Annotated in this window: 16 protein-coding genes; 5 read left to right on the forward strand and 11 right to left on the reverse strand. The window is 67.8% G+C overall.

Annotation, left to right across the window (positions count from 1 at the left end; translation table 11 throughout):
• Positions 1–45: 45 nt before the first annotated feature.
• Positions 46–1335: a GAF domain-containing protein gene (locus ACWF5H_RS15795; protein WP_452038014.1), complete on the forward strand. Its 1290-nt coding sequence runs from the start codon at positions 46–48 to the stop codon at positions 1333–1335.
• 41 nt (positions 1336–1376) lie between these two features.
• Here ACWF5H_RS15795 and ACWF5H_RS15800 read toward each other — a convergent pair whose 3' ends face one another.
• Positions 1377–1919: a dihydrofolate reductase family protein gene (locus tag ACWF5H_RS15800; RefSeq protein ID WP_452038016.1), complete on the reverse strand. Its 543-nt coding sequence runs from the start codon at positions 1917–1919 to the stop codon at positions 1377–1379.
• Positions 1920–2161: 242 nt separating this feature from the next.
• Between ACWF5H_RS15800 and exaC the strand changes: the two genes are divergently transcribed.
• Together exaC and ACWF5H_RS15810 are read left to right on the forward strand one after the other, a co-directional pair.
• Entirely contained in the window at positions 2162–3685 is a 1524-nt protein-coding gene (gene exaC / locus ACWF5H_RS15805) for an acetaldehyde dehydrogenase ExaC (protein WP_364650932.1), read from the forward strand.
• Between the two features lie 14 nt (positions 3686–3699).
• A complete protein-coding gene (locus tag ACWF5H_RS15810) occupies positions 3700–4143 on the forward strand; it encodes a DUF779 domain-containing protein (protein WP_452038018.1) in 444 nt (147 codons plus the stop codon).
• Between the two features lie 74 nt (positions 4144–4217).
• Here ACWF5H_RS15810 and ACWF5H_RS15815 read toward each other — a convergent pair whose 3' ends face one another.
• Both ACWF5H_RS15815 and ACWF5H_RS15820 read right to left on the reverse strand, forming a co-directional pair.
• Complete coding sequence (locus tag ACWF5H_RS15815; RefSeq protein ID WP_452038019.1) at positions 4218–4595, reverse strand: VOC family protein; 378 nt, start codon at positions 4593–4595, stop codon at positions 4218–4220.
• 67 nt (positions 4596–4662) lie between these two features.
• Positions 4663–5541, reverse strand: a complete 879-nt coding sequence (locus tag ACWF5H_RS15820; protein ID WP_452038020.1) for an aminoglycoside phosphotransferase family protein — start codon at positions 5539–5541, stop codon at positions 4663–4665.
• 167 nt (positions 5542–5708) lie between these two features.
• Here ACWF5H_RS15820 and mgtA point away from each other — a divergent pair, with 167 nt between their 5' ends.
• On the forward strand, positions 5709–8369 hold the full coding sequence (gene mgtA, locus ACWF5H_RS15825) for a magnesium-translocating P-type ATPase (RefSeq protein ID WP_452038022.1): 2661 nt from the start codon (positions 5709–5711) through the stop codon (positions 8367–8369).
• 174 nt (positions 8370–8543) lie between these two features.
• Here mgtA and gatB read toward each other — a convergent pair whose 3' ends face one another.
• The 3 genes from gatB to gatC are packed head-to-tail and all read right to left on the reverse strand — an operon-like array spanning position 8544 to position 11864.
• Complete coding sequence (gatB, locus tag ACWF5H_RS15830) at positions 8544–10055, reverse strand: Asp-tRNA(Asn)/Glu-tRNA(Gln) amidotransferase subunit GatB (RefSeq protein ID WP_452038024.1); 1512 nt, start codon at positions 10053–10055, stop codon at positions 8544–8546.
• Positions 10056–11558 carry an Asp-tRNA(Asn)/Glu-tRNA(Gln) amidotransferase subunit GatA gene (gene gatA, locus ACWF5H_RS15835; RefSeq protein WP_452038026.1) on the reverse strand — a complete coding sequence of 501 codons (1503 nt, stop codon included), beginning with the start codon at positions 11556–11558 and terminating at the stop codon, positions 10056–10058.
• 9 nt (positions 11559–11567) lie between these two features.
• The gene (gene gatC, locus ACWF5H_RS15840) at positions 11568–11864 is read right to left on the reverse strand and encodes an Asp-tRNA(Asn)/Glu-tRNA(Gln) amidotransferase subunit GatC (protein ID WP_127511844.1); all 297 of its coding nucleotides are present in this window, start codon (positions 11862–11864) and stop codon (positions 11568–11570) included.
• 168 nt (positions 11865–12032) lie between these two features.
• On the opposite strand from gatC, the gene ACWF5H_RS15845 reads away from it, so the two are divergent.
• The gene (locus ACWF5H_RS15845) at positions 12033–13121 is read left to right on the forward strand and encodes a metallophosphoesterase (protein WP_452038028.1); all 1089 of its coding nucleotides are present in this window, start codon (positions 12033–12035) and stop codon (positions 13119–13121) included.
• A gap of 40 nt (positions 13122–13161) precedes the next feature.
• Here the strand turns inward: ACWF5H_RS15845 and ACWF5H_RS15850 are convergent, their stop codons facing one another.
• From ACWF5H_RS15850 to ACWF5H_RS15870, 5 genes are all read right to left on the reverse strand, one after another.
• Positions 13162–13659, reverse strand: a complete 498-nt coding sequence (locus ACWF5H_RS15850) for a GNAT family N-acetyltransferase (RefSeq protein WP_364651277.1) — start codon at positions 13657–13659, stop codon at positions 13162–13164.
• A gap of 107 nt (positions 13660–13766) precedes the next feature.
• Positions 13767–14543, reverse strand: coding sequence for a hypothetical protein (locus ACWF5H_RS15855; RefSeq protein WP_452038030.1), 777 nt, complete (start codon positions 14541–14543; stop codon positions 13767–13769).
• A gap of 118 nt (positions 14544–14661) precedes the next feature.
• On the reverse strand, positions 14662–15150 hold the full coding sequence (locus tag ACWF5H_RS15860; protein ID WP_452038032.1) for a DUF2087 domain-containing protein: 489 nt from the start codon (positions 15148–15150) through the stop codon (positions 14662–14664).
• Complete coding sequence (ligA, locus tag ACWF5H_RS15865) at positions 15147–17321, reverse strand: NAD-dependent DNA ligase LigA (protein WP_452038033.1); 2175 nt, start codon at positions 17319–17321, stop codon at positions 15147–15149. Before ligA ends, ACWF5H_RS15860 begins: the two co-directional genes overlap by 4 nt.
• Before the next feature lie 71 nt (positions 17322–17392).
• Entirely contained in the window at positions 17393–18094 is a 702-nt protein-coding gene (locus ACWF5H_RS15870) for a hypothetical protein (RefSeq protein WP_452038035.1), read from the reverse strand.
• Between the last annotated feature and the right edge of the window lie 53 nt (positions 18095–18147).

Below are 18147 nucleotides of genomic sequence, written 5' to 3' on the forward strand. Positions count from 1 at the left end.
CTGCCACAGATCCGTGGCAGTGATCCGGTACAAGGGGGATCTCCAGTGCCGCACTCCGCCCAGCCAACGTCCCGGCCCGTACAGGATCTGGCCTACCAGGCCCACGAAGGGCTTGATCCGGACGGGCTGCCCGGCCGTTCCGGGAGCCTGCGCCTCAGGGGTTTGCGCCCGGTGGTCCGCGACTCGTGGCAACGGTCCTTGCGGCTCGCCACGGATCCGGACCGTGCGTTGGCTCGGCTGGTCCTGGCCGAGGACGAGCTGGACGCCTTCCGACGGGACCATCCGCTGGCCGCGATCATGCCCGTCTTCAGCCGGTTGCTGGTGGAACCCAGCCACGAAGCGGGAATGCTGGTGGCCGTCGGGGACCAGCACGGGCGCCTGCTCTGGGTGGATGGCGACACCCGGCTGAGGGAACGCGCGGAGGGCATGATGTTCATGCCGGGCACCGACTGGTCCGAGGCATCCGTGGGCACCAGCGCCCCCGGCACCGCCCTCGCCCTGGGCCACGGGGTCCAGATTGCCGGCGCCGAGCACTTCAGCAGGGCGGTCCATTCGTGGAGTTGTACCGCGGTCCCCATTCATGATCCCGATTCCGGCGCCGTCCTCGGCGTGGTGGATCTGACCGGCGGCGAGGAAGCCGCCGCCCCGCACACACTGTCGCTGGTCCGGGCGGCGGTGGCCGCGGCCGAGGCCGAGCTGCGGATCATCCGCCTGCAGGCGGCGCCCAGCGGCCGGCCCAGGCAACAGCCCGCCGGCCTGACCATCACCGGCCGGGACCATGGCCTACTGGAGCTGGCCGGCCGGCGGATCGAATTGTCCCAGCGGCACACCGAGATCCTCACCCTGATGGCCCTGCACCCGGCCGGTCTGACGGCCGAGCAGTTGGCCGACCAGCTCAACCCGCACGCCCGCGGCGCAACACTCCGGGCCGAGATGGTCCGGCTGCGCAAACTGCTGGCCGGCATCAGCCCGGCCGCGGTCCCCGAATCGCGGCCGTACAGGCTGCGGCAGCCGCTGGCCGTCGACGCCCAGCGGGCCCTGCAGTGCCTGGCCCGCGGCTCATACCGGCAGGCCCTCGAGCTCTACCAAGGCCAGATCATTCCGGGATCCGAGGCGCCGGGCATCGTCGATTTCCGGCATCACGTCAGCGCCACGCTGCGCGAGGCGGTGCTCAGCAGTGCATCGCCGGAAACCGTGATGCGCTACCTTCAGCTTCCCGAGGCGAAGAACGACGGCGATGCCTGGCACGCTGCGCTCCGCCTCCTGCCGCCGCGCTCACCGCGGCGGGCCGGCGTCGTTGCCCGCCTGGAGCAGTTGGAGGCCGGGGACAGCTGACCGGCCAACCGGGTCTTGTCAGCTTCCCTCACCGCGGGCGATCAGCGCACGACGCGGAACCGCAGGTGGGTCTCGCTGGCGTAGGCAGCCGTCTCCAGCCGCTCCAAATTGATGCGTTCGCCCAGCCCGCCGAAGAGCGAGATGCCGCCACCGAGCAGCATGGGCAGCACGTGCAGCTGAATCTCATCCACCAGCCCCAGCGTGAGGCACTGCCGCGAGATGCTGCCGCCCAACAGGCTGACGGTTTTATCGCCGGCGGCCTGCTTGGCGGCGTCAACCGCCTGTTTGATGTCGTCGACCACAAAGGTATAAGTCGTCCCGTCTTTCTCGACGGATTCGTGCTCGCTATGCGTCATCAAGTAGACCGGCACTTTCAGCCTGCCACCGTACGGCAACTCACTTTCGTCGATGGTCTGCGTCTTGTTGGCGCCGCCCACCACCGCGCCTATCTCCTCCCAGATCTTCGTCATGACCGCCGAGTCCTCATCGGCAGCCTCCACATCGAACATCCAGTCAACGCCGCCCTCGGTGTCTGCCATAAAGCCGTCGAGGGTTACCGTCGCATGAATCATGACCTGTCCCATGACCTTCTCCATTCGTTGACCGGTGTCCGTGGCGGCACCCCACCCGGAAAGAGCCCGAGGTGGCCCCACGCTACCTTCACGGAACCGATGCGTCCACGTTCAACCTGACGAGCCAGGCGGGCGGTAGCGGGCCGGATGCCCGGTGCAACCTCGATGCAACCTTGCCTTCCCTAGGCTCATCAGCACAGACAGTGCAGTCTGCCGGACCGGCGTGGTCCGGAACCGAAGCCGAAGGAGTCGAGATGACTGTTTACGCCCAGCCCGGAACCGAGGGATCACCGGTCAGCTTCAAGCAACGCTACGAGAACTGGATCGGCGGCGAATGGGTCGCCCCGGTAAAGAACCAGTACTTCGAGAACATCTCCCCCGTGACCGGCAAGCCGTTCTGCGAGGTGGCACGCGGCACCGCCGAAGACATCGACCTGGCTCTGGACGCCGCACACAAGGCGGCACCGTCCTGGGGCAAGACCTCGGTGGCGGACCGGGCAGCCGTGCTGAACCGGATCGCCGACCGGATCGAGGAGAACCTCGAACTGCTGGCTGTGGCGGAAACCTGGGACAACGGCAAGGCCGTCCGCGAGACGCTGGCGGCAGACATCCCGCTGGCCGCCGACCACTTCCGCTATTTCGCTTCCGCCATCCGCGCGCAGGAGGGCAGGCTCTCCCAGCTCGACGACGACACCACCGCCTACCACTACCATGAGCCGCTGGGTGTGGTCGGCCAGATCATTCCGTGGAATTTCCCCATCCTCATGGCCACCTGGAAGCTGGCGCCCGCGCTTGCGGCGGGCAACGCCGTCGTGCTTAAGCCTGCGGAGCAGACGCCCGCGTCCATCCTGGTGCTGATGGAACTGCTCGCAGACATCCTGCCGGCCGGCGTGGTCAACGTGGTCAACGGCTTCGGTGTGGAGGCCGGCAAGCCGCTCGCCTCCAGCCCGCGGATCCGCAAGATCGCCTTCACCGGCGAGACCACCACCGGCCGGCTGATCAGCCAGTACGCGTCCCAGAACCTGATCCCGGTGACCCTGGAGCTGGGCGGTAAGAGCCCGAACATCTTCTTCTCCGACGTGGCCTCCGAGAACGATGCGTTCTACGACAAGGCACTGGAGGGCTTCACGCTGTTCGCGTTCAACCAGGGCGAAGTCTGCACCTGCCCGTCCAGGGCGCTGGTGCAGGATTCCATCTACGACTCGTTCATGGCGGATGCACTGGCGCGGACCGAGGCGATCATCCAGGGCAACCCGCTGGACACGGACACCCAGATCGGCGCGCAGGCCTCCAACGACCAGTTGGAGAAGATCCTCTCCTACATGGACATTGGCAAGCAGGAGGGGGCGAAGGTCCTGACCGGCGGCGGGCGCAACATTCTGGACGGGGACCTGGCCGAGGGCTACTACGTGAAGCCGACCATCTTCGAGGGCGACAACAGCATGCGCATCTTCCAAGAGGAGATCTTCGGACCGGTGGTCTCGGTCACCCGGTTCGCCGGCTACGAGGAAGCCCTCGAGATCGCGAACGACACCCTCTACGGGCTGGGCGCCGGAGTGTGGAGCCGCAACGGAAACGTGGCCTACCGCGCCGGCCGCGAGATCCAGGCCGGCCGCGTGTGGGTGAACAACTACCACGCCTATCCGGCAGGGGCGGCGTTCGGCGGCTACAAGTCCTCCGGCATCGGGCGGGAAAACCACTCGATGATGCTGGACCATTACCAGCAGACCAAGAACCTGCTGGTCAGCTACAACGAGAACAAGCTCGGCTTCTTCTAGAGACAGGTCCGCTCATGGCGTCTGCTTCACCGCAGCCGGAGGGTGCAACCAGCCCGCCCGCTGCACACCACGAGGCGGCGCTCGAGGCCACGGCAGCGCTGCCCGGGGAGGATTTTTCCCGGGTAGCGCTCACCGGTCCGGCCGTCGGGTTGCTGCAGAAACTTTGGGAGACCCACGGTCCGCTGATGTTCCACCAATCCGGCGGCTGCTGCGACGGGTCCTCGCCGATGTGTTATCCGGCGGGCGAATTCCTCACCGCAGACGCGGACGTGCTGCTGGGAACGTTCGATCTGCCGGACCGCGGAAGCCTTGACTTCTGGATGTCGCGGGAACAGTTTGCGTACTGGAAGCACACGCATCTAACTGTGGACGTGGTGCAGGGGCGCGGCAGCGGGTTCTCCGTGGAGGCGCCTGAGGGCAAGCGCTTCCTGATCCGCTCCCGGCTGTTCGACAGCTGAGTCTGTCGGGCATCCTCGGCGCGCGGCCGCCTACCCTCGGGTGGGCGGCCGCGCGTTGCTGGTTTTCGAGCGGGCTAGTTTTCGAAGAGGCAGAACGGATGGCCCGCCGGGTCGAAGTAAACGCGGACGTCGTCCTGCGGTTGAAAGGCCGCCGGCTCGGCGCCGGCTGCTTCCGCATGGCCGCAGGCCATCGCCAAGTCATCGACCAGGATGTCCAGGTGCATCAACATCTGTTGCTCGCCGGGTTCCTCGGGCCAGACCGGCCGGCGGTAGTCGTTTTCCAGCTGGAAGGACAGTCCGGGGCCGCCACTCGGATTGACCAAGGTGACCCAGTCCGGCTCCTTGGTGCGAACCTTCCAGCCCAGAAGCCGGCCGTAGAAGTCCGCCAGGGCCAGCGGGTCGGGGGCGCCCAAGACGGTGGCGTGCAGCCGCAGCCCTCCGGTTCCGGGCATCGTGCCTCCTCTGCTCCGCCAGGCTGTTGCGCCGTCCGGTCATGCTACTGCGGCTGCGGCCCGGCGGCTAGCTGCCGGAGAGCACCTCGGCCAGCGCGCGCTCCCCGACCCCGCGCAGCAGCCGGTTGTCGTCGGAGGAGGTCAGCAGCGCCGTCGCCATCACCAACGCCCAGCCGCGGCCGCGCTGCCAGGTTTCCGGCGCCACAGCGGTACGCGATTCGACCGCAGCGATGAACTCCCGGCGTCCCGCGGCGTCGAACACCAGCCAGGCGACGGCCAGATCCGTCGCCGGGTCGCCCGCGGTGATGTCGCCGAAGTCGATCACGGCGGCCAGCCGGGTGCCGTCCACCACCAGGTTGCCGGGGTGGAGGTCGCCGTGCAGCCACAGCGCCGGTCCGTCCCACGCCGGCAGCCCCGAGAGCTGGCGCCACAGCGCGGAAACGCGCTCTGTCTGCGGCACCGCGCCCGAATCCAGCCGCTGCAGGACGGCCGCGTTGCGCGCGGACAGCGGCACGCCGCGGACCGGGTTCAGCGGCGCGCCGGACGGGGCAGGTACGTGTAGCGCAGCCACGAATGCGGCCAGCCCGGGGGCCAGCGAACGCCGTTCCTCCGCGCGGAGGCGCCAGGCGGCCCGGCCTTCGAGCCACGGCACCACCGACCAGGACCAGGGATAGTACGACGACGGCTTGCCGCAGCGCACCGGGGCGGGCACGGCGACCGGCAGTTCCGGCGCCAGCGACGGCAACCACTGCTGTTCGTTCAACAGCAGGTCGGCCGCCGCCTCGCGACGCGGCAGCCGGATGGCCAGCTCGCCGCCGAGTTTGAACGTGACGTTGTCCCAGCCGTTGGCCACCCGGACCAGGGGCAGCCGGGCCAGGTCCGGAAACTGGTCGGCCAGCAACCGCTGCACCAAATCATTGGTGACGTCGATTTCCGCAGCGGGCATCAAGGCCATCTGGTTCCGTACTTCCTTCATTCGTGTGGCAAGGTCCCGCCAGCGGCGCGGACCGTGCCGGCGGGCTGATCTGAGGCGGGGACTTCCATCAGATCATCCGGGAGCGCCCGGGACCAACCGGACACGCTGCCGCAGAGACCGGGCGTAAAATTTGCCCTGTGAGCGTCCAGGCTCTCCCCGGGCTCGTCCAGCTTCCCGCCCCGCGGGCCGCTTCAATGCCGTCCGATGAAGTGCTCGCCACTCTCGGTTCGGGTCCCGAGGGGCTCAGCGAGAGCGAGGCAGCCCGTCGCCTCGCTCTCGGCGCCAACGTCATCGAAGCGCGTCGGGTGAGCTGGCGGCATCTGCTGGTCCGCCAGTTTGCGAGTCCATTGCAGGCGCTTCTGGTCGCGGCAGCGACGCTGTCCTTCATCACCGGTGACCGCCTCAACGCGACGATCATCCTCGTGATCCTGCTCGGCAGTGCCCTTCTGGGGTTCGCGAACGAGTACCGGGCGGAGCGCACCGCAGCTGATCTCCACGAGCGGATCAGCCACACGGTCGTCGTTGTCAGGAACGGGGTCGAGCGGCCGCTCCCGGTCCGCGACCTTGTTCCGGGCGACCTGATCAGGATAGGCCTCGGAAACATCGTTCCCGCGGACGGGCGCATCCTCGAAGCCGAGGGTTTGGAAGCCGATGAAGGCGTGCTCACCGGGGAATCGGCAGCGGTCGACAAATCGAGCGATCCTGTTTCGGAAGGGGCCGATCTCGCCGAGCTGTCGGACTGCCTGCTCATGGGGACCGTCGTCCACGCGGGCTCGGCGCGCGCGGTCGTCGTCGCGACGGGCCCAGCGACCGAATTCGGGCGGATCGCTGCCGGCCTCGCCCAGGTTTTCCCCCAGACAGTGTTCCAGCGTGGTCTCCGGCAATTCTCGTTCATGCTGATGTGGGTCGGTATCGCGCTGACCGGGGGCATCCTTGCCATCAACCTGCTGCTTGAGCGTCCGTTCCTCGACTCGGTCCTGTTCTCGCTCGCGATCGCGGTGGGCATCACGCCGCAACTGCTCCCCGCCGTCGTGAGCACAAGCCTCGCAGCGGGCTCGCGGCTTCTGGCGAAGAACGGTGTGCTCGTCAAACGGCTCCTCGCTATAGAGGACCTGGGAAACCTCGACGTCCTCGTGACCGACAAGACCGGGACTCTCACGGATGGCCGTATCGGCTTCGAGGAGGCCCTGCCCTCTCTCGGAGGTTCAGCGGACCGGCTGACGGAGCTGGCGCTACTGTGCTGCGAGGCCGATCCGACTGAACCTGGGGCGTCCGGCGCAGGCCAGAACCCGGTCGACGCGGCTCTGTGGGAAGCCTTTCCCGGCCTCGCAGCCCGGCTGACTGCTCGGCCCCGGCTCTCCCTGCGACCGTTCGACCACGACACCCGGACCATGGAGACCAAGGTGGCGGGGCCCAAAGGCCCGGTGCGCATCCTTAAGGGGGCTCCGGAAGCGGTGCTCGAACGTTGCGAGCGCGTTGAGGACACCGCGCGGAACCAGCTCGACGCCCTGTTCCGCCGCGGTGCGAGGGTCGTCGCCGTCGCGAGCGGGCCGGCCGACGACGCCGATCGAATCGGAGAGCAGCTCTCGCTGGAGGGCTTTTTGACCTTCATTGACCGGCCCAAGGCGGACGCGCGGGCGTCCCTGGATCGGCTGAAGGGTCTCGGCATCGACGTCAAGATTGCGACGGGAGATAACATGCTCGTCGCCGAGCACGTGATCGCCGTGCTTGGCATGCCTGCCGGCGACGTTCTCAGCGGCGCGCAGATCGCCGGCATGGACGACGACGCACTCGCCGCTGCCGCCGCCGGCGCCCGCGCCTTCGCACGGGTCTCCCCCGAACAGAAGGCACGCATCGTCATGGTGCTCCGGCGGGTACACGCGGTGGGATTTCTGGGCGACGGCGTCAACGATGCCCTCGCCCTCAACCGGGCCGACGTCGGCATCTCCGTGGACAGCGCGACCGACGTGGCCAAGGATGCGGCAGACGTTGTCCTGCTCCAGAAGGACTTAGGGGTGCTCGCCGACGGAGTCGTGGGCGGGCGGCGGATCTTTGCCAACACGATCAAATACCTGCTGATGGGCACGAGCAGCAACTTTGGCAACATGTTCTCCGCCGCGGTGGTCAGCGCTTTCCTGACGTTCCTCCCCATGCTGCCGGGGCAAATCCTCCTCAACAACCTGCTCTATGACGCTAGCCAGCTCGCCATTCCCACCGACAGGGTTGACCAAGACCAGCTCCCCAAGCCCGCTCACTGGGACATCGGCGCGATCCGCCGGTTCATGGTGATCTTCGGTCCCATCTCCTCGCTCTTCGACTTCGCCACCTTCGGGCTCATGCTCTGGGTCTTCGCTGCGACACCGGAGGAGTTCCGGGCCGGGTGGTTCGTCGAGTCGCTCGCGACCCAGACCCTCATCGTCTTCGCTATCCGAACGCGCCGGATCCCGTTCTTCCGCAGCCGCGCCTCGGTGGCGCTCACGGTAAGCGTTCTGGCTGTTGTCGCTGTCGGCACAGTCATTCCTTACATCCCCTTCGGCACGCTGATCGGCTTCCGGCCTTTGCCGGCGCCGTTCTTCCTGGCGTTGGTCGGGATGGTCCTGCTTTACCTCGTGCTCGTGGAGACCGCGAAGCACTTTTACTATCGGGCCGCCCCGGAGGCCATTCCCGCGCCGCTCCCGGCCAAGGCTGAGCATCTGTCCCATGCGCGCGTCCACCGCCGTGCCGCCCCGTTCCTTGCCCACACCGGGCGCGCCAGCGTGCGGCGTCTGCCGCAGCACGGACAACGCCCCCGCCGGTAACGGCAGGGGCGTTGTCAACATTGAGCCGTGGCCTGGAGAACCGCTAGGCCCGCGGCGTTGGTCCAATATCGGTGGCGGGTGTGCCCCGGCCGATCAGGACGATCCGCCGGGGCACCGGGCCGATATCGGCGCGGGACGAGCCAGGAGCAATACTCTGCACTTGTTCTCTCCCGACTAACCCTGAACGCCGAGGCGTTCGAAAATGAGTTCACGGACGCGGCCGGCGTCGGCTTGCCCGCGGGTCGCCTTCATGACACCGCCGACAATGGCTCCGGCGGCCTGGACCTTGCCGCCACGGATCTTCTCCGCAACCTCCGGCTGGGCCGCCAGCGCCGCGTCGATCGCTTCCAGCAGCGCCGAATCGTCGGAAACCACGGCCAGGCCGCGCTTCTCCACGATCTCTTCCGGGCTGCCTTCACCGGCGAGTACGCCGTCCAGCACCTGGCGGGCCAGCTTGTCGTTGATCTTTCCGGCCTGCACCAGGCGGTCCAGTTCCACCACCGTCTGCGGGCTCACGCCCAACTCCGACGGTTCAACTTCGGCTTCCTTGGCCCGGCGGGAGATCTCGCCCATCCACCACTTGCGCGCCACCGCTGCGGAGGCACCGGCGGCGATGGTCTCCTCGATCGAATCCATCACGCCGGCGTTGACCACGTCGCGGAACTCGGCGTCCGCGTAACCCCAGTCGGCCTTCAGCCGCTTGCGCCGTTCGGCCGGGGGCTCCGGCAGCCGGGCACGGAGTTCCTCGATCCACGCTTCGGTGGTGACCACGGGCACCAGGTCCGGCTCCGGGAAGTAACGGTAGTCGTCGGCATCCGACTTCGGCCGACCGGAGGTGGTGGACCGGGTGTCTTCATGCCAGTGGCGGGTCTCCTGGACAACCTTCTGCCCGGATTCCAGCACCGCGGCGTGGCGCTGGATCTCGAAATAGACCGCACGTTCCACCGCACGCAGCGAGTTCACATTCTTGGTCTCGGACCGGGTGCCGAACTGCGTGGCGCCCTTCGGCATCAGGGACACGTTGGCGTCGCAGCGGACGTTGCCGCGTTCCATTTTGGCATCCGAGACGCCCAGGTTCTTGACGATCTCGCGAACGGCGGCCACGTAGGCGCGGGCCAGTTCGGGAGCACGGGAGCCGGCTCCGACGATCGGCTTGGTGACAATCTCCACCAGCGGCACGCCGGCGCGGTTGTAGTCCACCAGCGAGTACTCAGCGCCCTGGATGCGTCCGGTGGCGCCGCCCATGTGGGTGAGCTTGCCGGCGTCCTCTTCCATGTGGGCGCGTTCAATCTCCACGCGGAACACTTCGCCGTCTTCCAGCTCGATGTCCAGGTACCCGTCGTAGCAGATCGGGTCCTCGTACTGGGAGGTCTGGAAGTTCTTCGGGGTGTCCGGGTAGAAGTAGTTCTTCCGGGCGAAGAAGCACGACTCGGCGATCTTGCAGTTCAGCGCCAGCCCGATCATGATCGAGTACTCCACCGCCGACTTGTTGACCACCGGCAGCACGCCGGGCAGGCCAAGGTCCACCGGCGACACGTTCGTGTTCGGTACATCGCCGAACGCGTTCGGAGCGGCCGAGAACATTTTCGTCTTCGTGTTCAGCTCAACGTGGACCTCGAAGCCGAGGACCGGATCGTACTTCTCCATCGCCTCATCGAAGGCGACCAGTTCTTGTGTTGCAGCCATTTACTTCACACCTCCGAGAGCGGGAGCCTGGGCCAGCAGCGGGCCGCCCCATGTGGCTTCCAACAGGTTTTCGAGGCCGGCGCCGGCGCGGTACAGGCGGGCATCTTCGCGGGCCGGGGCCAGGAACTGGATGCCCACCGGCAGGCCGTCGGCCAGGCCGCCGGGCACCGAGATGCCCGGGACACCGGCCAGGTTTGCCGGAATGGTGGCCACGTCGTTGAGATACATGGCCATCGGATCGTCCAGCTTTTCGCCCAGTTTGAAGGCGGTGGTCGGAGCGGTCGGCGAGATCAGCACGTCCGCGGTTTCAAAAGCGGCAGCGAAGTCGCGCTGCACCAGGGTGCGGACCTTCTGCGCCGAGCCGTAGTACGCGTCGTAGTAGCCCGCGGACAGGGCGTAGGTGCCCAGGATGATGCGTCGCTTGACCTCGTCGCCGAAGCCGGCGGCGCGGGTGGCACCCATCACGCGTTCGATGGTCAGCGAGCCGTCTTCCGGCAGCACCCGGTGCCCGTAGCGGACGCCGTCGTACTTGGCCAGGTTGGAGGAAGCCTCCGAGGGCATGACCAGGTAGTAGGCGCCCAGCGCGTACTTGAAGTTCGGGCAGGACACTTCCACCACGTCGGCGCCGGCGCCGCGCAGCAACTCAAGTGCCTCGTCGAAGCGGGCCTGCACGCCGGCGGAGTACCCTTCGCCCTGCAGTTCCTTGATCACGCCGATGCGCATGCCGCGCACGTCGCCGCTGCGGGCGGCCTCGACCAGCGCACCCACCGGATCGGTCAGCGAGGTGGAGTCGGCCGGGTCGTGCCCGCCGATCACCTCGTGCAGCAGTGCAGCATCCAGCACGGTCCGGGTGACCGGCCCGATCTGGTCGAGTGAGGAGGCCATCGCGATGGCGCCGTAGCGGGAGACTCCGCCGTAGGTCGGCTTCACGCCCACCGAACCGGTCACCGCGGCCGGCTGCCGGATCGAGCCGCCGGTGTCAGTGCCCAGCGCCAGCGGGGCCTCGAAGGCCGATACCGCAGCCGCGGAACCGCCGCCGGAGCCGCCCGGGATGCGCTCCAGGTCCCAGGGGTTGCGGGTGGGGCCGAAGGCCGAGTGCTCGGTGGAGGAACCCATGGCGAATTCGTCCAGGTTGGTCTTGCCCAGCATCGGCATCCGCGCCGCCCGGATCTTCTTGATCACGGTGGCGTCATACGGGCTCATCCAGCCCTCGAGCATCTTAGAGCCGGCGGTGGTGGGCTGGCCCACGGTGACGATCAGGTCCTTGATCGCAATCGGGACACCGGCCAGGGCGTGCAGCTCTTCGCCGGCGGCGCGGGCCTTGTCCACGTCGGCGGCGACGGCGAGCGCCTCGTCGGTGTTCACGTGCAGGAAGGCGTTGACGTCACCGTCGACTGCGGCAATGCGGTCCAGGTGTGCCTGGGTCACCTCGGTCGAGGACACCTCGGATGCGGCCAGCAGGTCCGCCAGCTTCGCGGCGCTGTGGTTAATCAGTTCACTCATCGGTGCCTCTTACTCCTCGTCCAGGATCGCCGGAACCTTGAACCGGCCGTCGGCCGCGTCCGGTGCGTTCGCCAGTGCCAGTTCCTGGCTCAGGGTCTCGCCCACGACGTCTTCGCGGAACACGTTGGTCAGCGGGATCGGGTGTGAGGTCGCCGGCACCTCGGGCCGGGCAACTTCCTGGACAGACTTGATCGAATCGACAATAACGTCGAGTTCTCCGGCCATCTTGTCCAGTTCTTCGGCGGTCATCTCAATGTGGGCCAGGCGCGCCAGATGCGCCACCGCCGCACGATTGATCTCAGACATGAGTCTCCTACGCGGATGGATTGCTTTTCCTGTTCAGTCTACCGGCGCGGGAAGGTCCGGAGTCGCCAAGACGGCGGGGGGCGATCCGGACCGCGGGGACTTGTGACCACGTTGACTGCCGTCTGCCCAGTGCTTAGAATTTCGACCCATCCACGGCGAGGAGGCCCAATGCGTCCGGCTCGACTGGCAGCAGCAGCCCTGGCCGTCCTGCTGCTCTCGTGCTGCAGCAGCCTGCCGCCAAGCTCACCCGCTGCCACGCCGCCGGCCACCAGCGGCGGCACGGCGAGCCAGCCGGCCACCGCCTCGGCTCCGGCCACTCAGGCAGATCCCTCCGGCACGGCAGTGGAATTCGCGGCGGCCGGAGATTTCGGCGACGGACAGGCGGCCGCGGAGGTCCTGGACGCAATGGCGGCCAGCAAGGCACAGTTTGGCTTGGCGCTCGGAGACCTGTCTTACGGAAGCCCGGGTTCAGAATCGGCGTGGTGCAGCTTCGTCGCCGACCACTTGGGGCCGGATATTCCCTTGCAGTTGCTCTCTGGTAACCACGAAAGCGACGGCCGGAACGGTTCCATCGATGCCTTCGCTGACTGCCTGCCGCAGCGTTTGTCCGGCGCTCACGGCGTCTATGGCCGCCAATGGTTCGTCGATCTCCCGCAGCGGGATCCCGTGCTGCGGCTGATCATGATTTCGCCGGGCTTGGATTTTGCCGATTCAGGCCGCTGGGACTACGTGCCCGGAAACGAGCACTACGACTGGACCGCCGCCGCCATAGACTCCGCCCGTGACGCGGCCATTCCGTGGGTGGCGGTTGCCTCGCACCTGCCCTGCCAGACGATGGGCCGTTACGACTGCGAGCCGGGCCCGGCCGTGACGAATCTGCTGCTGGACAAAAAGGTGGACCTGGTGCTTCACGGCCACGAACACCTCTACCAGCGCACGCACCAACTGGCGCTAGGCCCTGGCTGTCCGTCGCTGCTGCCCGCCCACAGTGCCGCAGCCTGCATTGCCGACACCGATTCCGACTTCGTGTCCGGTTCCGGAACGGTCTTCGCGACCGTCGGCACCGGCGGACGGCCGCTGCGCGATGTCAACGCCTCGGACGTCGAGGCGCCGTACTTCGCCGCCTACTCCGGAAAGAACGAGGACCCCACGCACGGGTTCCTGAAGATCCGGGTAACCGACGACTCGCTCCGTGCCGAGTTCGTCCGTGCCGGCGGCGGGAATTTCGCCGACTCCTTCACGCTGCATCGGCCCTGAGCGCGCACCCTTGCCCGCAGCGGGCGGCGCTGCGGCGGGCTTACAGCCCCTTGACGAAGACCAGCAGCCGGATATCCGTGCCGGGCACCGGCCAATCCCGCTCCGGCACGCGGTCGAACCCCAGCGATTCATACAGCCGGTGGGCCGCGGTCCAGTCGCTGCCGGTGGTCAGGCTGACCGCGTCAATGCCCTCCAGGGTGCGGGCATGTGCCACGATCGCCTCCACCAGCGCCCTCCCAACACCGGAGCGCTGCAGCCCCGGATCGACCGCCAGCATCCGGAACTCCAGCTCACCCTCCCGGGCGATGTCCGCGTACTCGCCGCCGGCCCGGGCCAGCGTCACCGCGCCGGCGACTTGCCCGCCGCGCTCGGCCACCCACACCTCGGCCCGCGCGGCCCGGTGCGCCACGTCGGAGACGTGTACCAGGTACGGGTGGTCGGCGGCCGGAAAATGGCCTGCGGCCAAGTAGGCCTCGCGCGTGAGGCGCGCTACGTCGTCGTAATCAGCTGCGGTGGCAGGGCGGATGGTGATGTGCATGTGCTGGGGCGGGTCCTCGCGGAAAGGGGAAAGCACGACGGCGGTGCGTGCCTTACCAGTTTCGCGCACCGCGGGCGGTGCGCGCCAATGCGGCCGTCCGTCCCGGTTTAGCCCGGCTGCGGGTCGGCGATGGGCCCGGGCCGCTGCTCGGGCCGGTCGCCGCGCCGCGGCCCCGCCGGCGGGTCGGGCAACGGCAGCAATTCAGGATTGACCTGCCGCTGCAGGGCCGCCAGTGCCTCGGCGGGCAGGGCCAAGAGTCCGTCCAGCTCCTTGCGTGCCCGGCTGTAGGCCAGCTGCCGCTCGGCCGGTGTGGCGGCCCGGTCCACCGCGATGGTCAGCAGCCGGCGGGCGGTGTTCAGCCGCAGCCGTTCGGGCCCGCGGAAGTGTTGGTCCCGGATCCGGCGGGCCTCGCGTTCGGCGATGTCGAAGGCCACCTCAAAGGCGCGCACCGCCTCGCGGTATTCGCGCAGCCGCTCGTCGGTGGAGATTTCCGCCGCGGTGACCGGAAGCAGCCCGTCTGCGGTCCGCTTGGCGCGCAGGAATGCCACGGTGAGCGGTTCACGCACATCTGACATCATCGGGTAGTCGATCAGTTTCGCTACGTCCAGCTCATAGTCCAGCCAGCGGACGTTGACCGCGTGATGGTCCGCCATCAGTTTCTCGGTATCACGAAGCCGCTGCTGGTGGGCGGCAGCGGCGGCATGCCGTCGGTCCGCCTCGCGCCGGGAAGCCTCCGACCATGCGCTGTCGCGGCGCTGGCCACCCGCCCGGTTCCTGGCCTGCTGGCGCCTGGCTCGCTTGGCGCGCTGGCCCATGCCGGAGACCACGGCGAAGCCTACCCAGATGAACCACCAGGGAAAACCATCGGCGAAGAACTCGTTCATGGCCGCTCCACAGGTCCATGCTCCCATGGCCGGTGACGCGAGTCACGCCTACGCTTCCGGTTCTGCCCGGGCGGCGCACGCCGGCGCCGACCAGGCGCCGGACCGGAGCTGTACCCGGTTACCCGTTGGCAGGGCCCCGGCGGTAGGCACTGCCGTCCGGCTCACGGACCAGGAACCCGTAGTCCACCATGGCGCGCCGGAGCATCGGGACATCCGTCGTGAATGCGGCCAGCCCGGCGTTCAGGTCCTTTTCCGTCATCGATTCCCCCTCGGCGATGACGCGGTCGCGGAGGTAGCCCAGCAATTCCAGCCGGTCGGCCGCGCGGTGCGGCAGCACCACCAGGCCGCCGGCCAGGAAGCGTTCCGGTCCGGTCGGCTCCGGCGTCCGTGCCGCCGCCAGCGCCGCCTTGAAGACGTCCGGAGCAACGGCGAGGGCACCGCCGTCGTCACTCACCAAGCCGGAGGCGAGCAGCTTCTGCCGTTCCTTGGCGGTCATCTCGGGCCGCTGGCCCAGCACCAGGGCCGCGTAGAGTCCGCGCAGCCGATGGCTGGCGAGGGTGGAGAGGATTTGCTGCCAGCTGGTCTCGGCAGGCTGCTCCGCCGTCATGGCGCGCCGGTTTCCAGCAATCGGCGGAAGCCGTCCTCGTCCAGAACGGTCAGGCCCAGGGATTCGGCCTTGTCCAGTTTGGTGCCGGCGTTCTCGCCGGCCACCACGTAGCTGGTGTTCTTCGAGACGGATCCGGACGCCTTGCCGCCGCGGATGATGATGGCTTCCTTGGCCTCGTCGCGGCTGAAGTTCGGCAATGTGCCGGTCACCACCACGGTCATCCCCTCCAGCGTGCGCGGCGTGCTCTCGTCCACCTCGTCGGCCATCCGCACGCCGGCCGCGGCCCACGCATCGACGATCTCGCCGTGCCAGTCCACCGCGAACCACTCCTTCAAGGCGGCCGCGATGGTGGGCCCGACGCCGTCCACGTGCGCCAACTGTTCCTCGCTGGCGGCCCGGATGGATTCCATCGATCCGAAGGCGGTGGCCAGAGCACGCGAGGCGGTGGGCCCGACATGCCGGATGGACAACGCGACCAGCACGCGCCAGAGCGGCTGGGCCTTGGCTTTCTGGAGTTCCTCGAAAAGCTTCTTGGTGTTGGCCGTGGGGACCGAGGGCTTCTTCGGGGTGCCCTTCGTGTAGAAGTAGGGCACCAACTCCATCTCGCCGGTCGGCACGCCCTTGGTCTTCTTCTCGCGGAGGATCCGCACGTCCGCCAGGTCCTCGGGCTTGAGGCTGAAGATCCCGGCCTCGTTGGTGAGCGGAGCCTGCTCGGGTTCGGCCGGGCGGGTCAGCGCCAGCGCCGCCTCGTAGCCCAGCGCCTCGATGTCGAAGGCGCCGCGGCCGGCCAGGTGCGCCACCCGTTCGGTCAGCTGAGCCGGGCAGGACTCGGCGTTCGGGCAGCGCAGATCGACGTCGCCCTCCTTGCCGGGGGCCAGCGGCGTGCCGCAGGAGGGGCAGTCGGTGGGCATGACGAAGTCGCGGACCGGCGGATCCTGTGCCTCACGCAGCGCCATCACCGGGCCGACGATCTCCGGGATCACGTCGCCGGCCTTGCGCAGCACCACGATGTCGCCGATCTTCACGCCCTTGGCCTTGACCACGTCCTGGTTGTGCAGGGTGGCCATCTCCACGGTGGAGCCGGCCACCTTCACCGGTTCCATCACGCCGTAGGGAGTGACCCGTCCGGTGCGGCCCACGTTCACGCGGATGTCCAGCAGTTTGGTGTGGACCTCTTCCGGCGGGTACTTGTAGGCCACGGACCAGCGCGGCACACGCGAGGTGTGGCCGAGCGCGCGTTGCAGGCCAAAATCGTCCACCTTGACCACAATGCCGTCGATTTCGTGCAGCAGGTCGTGGCGGTGCTCGCCGTAGTGCTCGATGAAGGCGAGCACGTCGTCCAAGCTGTCCACCACTTTGAAGTAGGGACTGGTGGGCAGCCCCCAGCCGCTCAGCAGGCCGTAGGTGTCCGATTGGCTTTCCGCGTCCAGGCCTTCGCGGGCACCGATCCCGTGCACGAACATGTGCAGCGGCCGCTCCGCCGTCACCTTCGGGTCCTTCTGGCGCAGCGAGCCGGCCGCGGAGTTGCGCGGGTTGGCGAACGGCGCCTTGCCGGCCTCAACCATGCGTTCGTTCAGGGCCAGGAACTCTTTGGTGGGGATGAAGATTTCACCGCGGATTTCCACCTCGGCCGGAAAGTTGCTGCCGGTGAGCTTGCGCGGAATGTCCCCAATGGTCAGCACATTGTGGGTAATGTCTTCGCCGGTGGTGCCGTCGCCGCGGGTGGCGGCACGGACCAGTTCGCCGTTGCGGTAGAGCAGGTTCACCGCCAGTCCGTCGATCTTCACTTCGCTGAGCCAGCGCAGTTTCCTGCCGTTGCCCAGATTCGCCACGGAGGCGGTGGCACGGTCTACCCAGGCCTTCAGCTCGTCCAGCGAGAAGACGTCCTCCAGCGAATACATCCGCTGCAGGTGCTCCACCGGGGCGAAGGCCGCGGAGACCTCGCCGCCGACTTCCTGGGTGGGCGAGTCGTTGGCCACCAGTTCCGGATGCAGCGCCTCGATTTCTTCCAGCCGGCGGTAAAGCGCGTCGAACTCGGCATCCGAGACCAGCGGGGCGTCCTCGTTGTAGTACGCGTAGCGGTATTTGCGGACGTTCTCGGTCAGCTGCTCGTATTCGTCCCGGATCTCGTCGCTCGGGATTTCGCTGGCGGGTGTTTCAACTGTGCTCACCTGACTATCTTGCCCCAGGCGCCAAGATCAGGCGACGACGGCGGTGCCCCGGCGGGCGGGGCACGTTGCGTTCAGTCCTCGGCATCCAACTGCACGTCGAGCAGCGGCAGGTCAGCTGCAGTGACCAGATGGGAGGTCACAGCGTGCTCGACCAGCCGTGCCCGCCGGTTGGTGGCGAGCTTGCCTCCGCCGCCGCGCAGCCCGGCGACACCCACCCGGTCCAACTTGTCGCAGACGTTGTCCAGCTTGCGGTTGAACTTGGTCAGCGGCCAGCCCAGCCGTGCGGCTGCCTGCGACGACGAAGGAATCGAACTCAGCCCGGTGCCGTCGCGCTTGAGCATCGGCTCGGCCAGGGCCAGAATCAGCGCCTTTTGCGAGTCGGTGAAGATCACCGGGCCGATGGTGGTCTCCCCCACCGCGTCCGTGTCCCGGTGTTCCTGCCGGAAGGACGGGGTCTTGACGTGGACGGACAGCTCGTAGGTGGTCGGGCCGGCGGTGAAGACGATATTCGTCAGGCTGAAGACCAGCGGGATCCGTGCGCCTGGCGCCAACCATGCCTGCATGCCGCCGGTGGAATCAGCCACGGTAGCCGAGATCAGGGAGCCGACGTTGGCCAGCCACCAGATCTCGTCGTAGTGCGCGATCTGGAGGAACTTGCGGTGCAGGTACGGATTATCGTCGATCTCCAGATCGCCTTCGCGCCCAATGGTGAACACGTCGTCGTCCTTGGGTTCATACCACTCCCCGCAGAACTCAATGCTCACATCCGCCACCGGAAGCCCCCTGTATATTGTGTTGCCCGAACGGGTCGACGCGAGTTGATCGT

It is taken from the genome of Arthrobacter sp. NPDC055138 (genome assembly GCF_053607305.1).

Excerpts from the sequence above, each read along its gene's own strand:
- ACWF5H_RS15800 (WP_452038016.1), bottom strand. The coding sequence starts at position 1,919 with ATGGGACAGGTCATGATTCATGCGACGGTAACCCTCGACGGCTTTATG.
- exaC (WP_364650932.1), top strand. The coding sequence starts at position 2,162 with ATGACTGTTTACGCCCAGCCCGGAACCGAGGGATCACCGGTCAGCTTC.
- ACWF5H_RS15810 (WP_452038018.1), top strand. The coding sequence starts at position 3,700 with ATGGCGTCTGCTTCACCGCAGCCGGAGGGTGCAACCAGCCCGCCCGCT.
- ACWF5H_RS15815 (WP_452038019.1), bottom strand. The coding sequence starts at position 4,595 with ATGCCCGGAACCGGAGGGCTGCGGCTGCACGCCACCGTCTTGGGCGCC.
- ACWF5H_RS15820 (WP_452038020.1), bottom strand. The coding sequence starts at position 5,541 with ATGCCCGCTGCGGAAATCGACGTCACCAATGATTTGGTGCAGCGGTTG.
- gatB (WP_452038024.1), bottom strand. The coding sequence starts at position 10,055 with ATGGCTGCAACACAAGAACTGGTCGCCTTCGATGAGGCGATGGAGAAG.
- gatA (WP_452038026.1), bottom strand. The coding sequence starts at position 11,558 with ATGAGTGAACTGATTAACCACAGCGCCGCGAAGCTGGCGGACCTGCTG.
- gatC (WP_127511844.1), bottom strand. The coding sequence starts at position 11,864 with ATGTCTGAGATCAATCGTGCGGCGGTGGCGCATCTGGCGCGCCTGGCC.
- ACWF5H_RS15845 (WP_452038028.1), top strand. The coding sequence starts at position 12,033 with ATGCGTCCGGCTCGACTGGCAGCAGCAGCCCTGGCCGTCCTGCTGCTC.
- ACWF5H_RS15850 (WP_364651277.1), bottom strand. The coding sequence starts at position 13,659 with ATGCACATCACCATCCGCCCTGCCACCGCAGCTGATTACGACGACGTA.
- ACWF5H_RS15855 (WP_452038030.1), bottom strand. The coding sequence starts at position 14,543 with ATGAACGAGTTCTTCGCCGATGGTTTTCCCTGGTGGTTCATCTGGGTA.
- ACWF5H_RS15860 (WP_452038032.1), bottom strand. The coding sequence starts at position 15,150 with ATGACGGCGGAGCAGCCTGCCGAGACCAGCTGGCAGCAAATCCTCTCC.